Here is a 2,817-nt window from a genome sequence, read left to right as displayed (position 1 = left end):
CAAGATTTAATACCAATGCAGCTACGAAAGGAATTCCATATCGTTTGTCTACCATAGAATCACTTCCGTTCTGTAGCTACACTAACAAACCGAGCACCACTAATTTTAAGATTATCTAAAATATTGATAACGTCCTTATACGCAATATCCTCAGAGGCACGTACAATAAATGCCTGTTGAGGTTCTTTTGCAACAATACCTTGAATCTCATTGCCCAATTGATCAGGGGCAATCTCACGTTCATTAAGATACATCTTATGTGTAGCTGTTAATGAAATCGTAATTGGCTCAATCGTCTTTGCGGAAGAAGAGGAAGCCTTCGGTAAGTTAAGAGGAATTTGTTCCTCTGTATTCATATATAACGTACTCATCATGAAAAATACGAGCAAGAAGAAAACGATATCAATCATAGGTATAATCATGATGGTAGGTTCTTTTTGTATGCCTACTGAACTACGTTTCATCGTTGACTCCTAATATATAAATCCATGATAGAACCTAATTTTTGCTCTAATTTCGCGATATCAGAGTTTACTTTATCTGTGCACCAACTATGGATAGCTAATGCTACGATAGCTACTGAAAGCCCCGTTGCAGTGGCAACCAACGCTTCGGATACACCGCCTGTGATAACAGTAGGCGCACCAATATCGCCTCCAACGGCTGCGAAGGATCGAATCATACCAACAACAGTCCCTAAAAGTCCAAGTAATGGAGCCATTGTTACCATCATGCTAAGCCAGTTAAGGCCGCGTTTTAAACGTTCATCCATGTAACCTACCACATCATGTAAACGGTTCTCTAAACCTTCCGCACTATATACAGACTCCACGATAGGAGACACGAATCTACTCAATGCGTCATCACTATTTTTTATAGAATTTTCTAGAGTAGACCAATTATTACTATTACGACCTGCATCAATGCTATCGGACAACTGTTGTAACTCATGATTGATGTTTCTGTACATACGAATACGTTCAAATAAAATAGTACATGCCGCTAACATAAATAGTACAAGTGGATACATAACGATGCCACCCGCATTAAATAGGTGAATTGTATACTCCATCATAGCCTCCATATAATGTATAAAATTACGTATTATTTAACAAAAAAATGGTCATCTATATTATTAGATTAACCACCAACATTGACATTATCCTATAAAGCATGTATAAGTACAATAACCCTATACCCCCTACCGTTATGGTATTTCTATAGGATTCCATTCTAAGCACATATTTCATCCACCTTAAATATACATCTATCCACTATATATAGACAATATTAAGCCATTGCATAAATACTTCATAATTGTTATAAAGAATATAATAATTATATCTATTAAAACTATACTCAATAAGGTAATCCCTCATATTTTATAGTTGAAAATTATTATAATTCACATTCCATTATCAAAAATCTTTTTGTATTTTTATGAACTTATTATTACTTCATGAATATAATTTATTCACACATGAACAATAATTATACTTATGATTAACAATATCTTTACAGTCTATTTCTTACTCGTATATCCCTCAATACATCTTATAAACTTATTAACATATAAACTTATACTCAAACTATAAAAATTACAATCCATATAAAAAGAGGACTAAGCATTCATGGGCTCAGTCCTCTGATTATTCTGATTATAATAACGTAAATCCTTAAAGCAAATTATATGTCATGTATAACTCTCATTTATTTTTTTGCTTTATCAGCTTTTGCCTTTTTATTTTCTTTTACCTTTTTAGGTTTTTCTTGTTTAACCTTTACTGGTTTTTTAGCATTAACAGCAGAACCTGCAGGCTTTACAAATGCATTGTTAAGATTTGTTGCCACTTGCAATGCTACGTCCACATTTGGCGTAGAAACAATGGATTGACCAGCTACCGTTACAGTGTCACCACTGTAGGATGCAGAACCTGGTGTCACTTGATTGTTATGATACAATCGTGCCAACTTACCAGCCATGTAATAAGCACGCTCTTCGCCTGTGTAGCGGCCACTACCTGCTGGAGTATAGATATTATCACCGTTTACGTACACAGTACCATTCGATACGTTTACATGATTCCCAGAATATGTGTACATACGAGAAATATTATTGTTCACCCGATCGGACAACTTTGGATGGTTATTAGGTGCTACCACTTGTGAAAGCCCTTCACGGTAGTGTTCCCCTACTTTGTTGCGTAGTACTGCCATAGAACCAGCTGCACCACCTACATTATATGGAGATTCACTTAAAATCTTAAAGCCTAACTCATCAGCGGCTTTTTCTTGACTCATCGTAAACACTTGATTGGATAAGTAGTTGCCTGCCACATTAGATAAAATAGCTGCGCCTTCACTGCCGCCAGCGGCAATGCCGACCGCTGTAGAAAGACCGATTTGCTTCTTAGCGCCATTAATAATATCTTTATGCTCGCCATGAGAGATTTCATGAGCCATTACATAGGCCAATTGATCATCATCTAGCGTATCTAGAGCACCCTTGTTAATGGACATAACACGACCAAGTGTGGCAAACGCATTAAACTCCTCATCAGGATTCGCATATACAACGTAGGAAAGTTTTACACTAGGTGTAGCCTCTAATGTCTTCATAATTCGATTAACACGCTCTTGGGCTGCACTATCGTTTAAGTAACCTGTTTTCTCTTTTGTGCGTGCCAAACTCTCCTGTTGCCCCTCTGCAGAATTATCCATTTTATTTAATGCAGTAGATACGTAAGCCATAGCAATAGCACCACCAGCTAAAGATTGTACCGCAGCAGATGCAGCATTAACAGAAGCCGTTTGCAT

The 2,817-nt window shown here is 36.8% G+C and carries 3 protein-coding genes; all 3 read right to left on the bottom strand.

What is annotated here, in order from left to right:
- Positions 1-59: 59 nt before the first annotated feature.
- Positions 60-464 carry a biopolymer transporter ExbD gene (locus Q0507_RS01540; RefSeq protein ID WP_012863667.1) on the bottom strand — a complete coding sequence of 135 codons (405 nt, stop codon included), beginning with the start codon at positions 462-464 and terminating at the stop codon, positions 60-62.
- Positions 461-1,072, bottom strand: coding sequence for a MotA/TolQ/ExbB proton channel family protein (locus tag Q0507_RS01535; RefSeq protein ID WP_367268435.1), 612 nt, complete (start codon positions 1,070-1,072; stop codon positions 461-463). Before Q0507_RS01535 ends, Q0507_RS01540 begins: the two co-directional genes overlap by 4 nt.
- A 638-nt stretch (positions 1,073-1,710) precedes the next feature.
- The coding region (locus Q0507_RS01530) for a M48 family metallopeptidase (RefSeq protein WP_298711351.1) at positions 1,711-2,817 on the bottom strand (1,107 nt) is incomplete at its 5' end.

Origin of the sequence: uncultured Veillonella sp. (assembly GCF_938010505.1) — a bacterium.
Taxonomy (GTDB): domain Bacteria; phylum Bacillota; class Negativicutes; order Veillonellales; family Veillonellaceae; genus Veillonella.
This window is presented reverse-complemented; position numbering and strand designations above follow the sequence as displayed.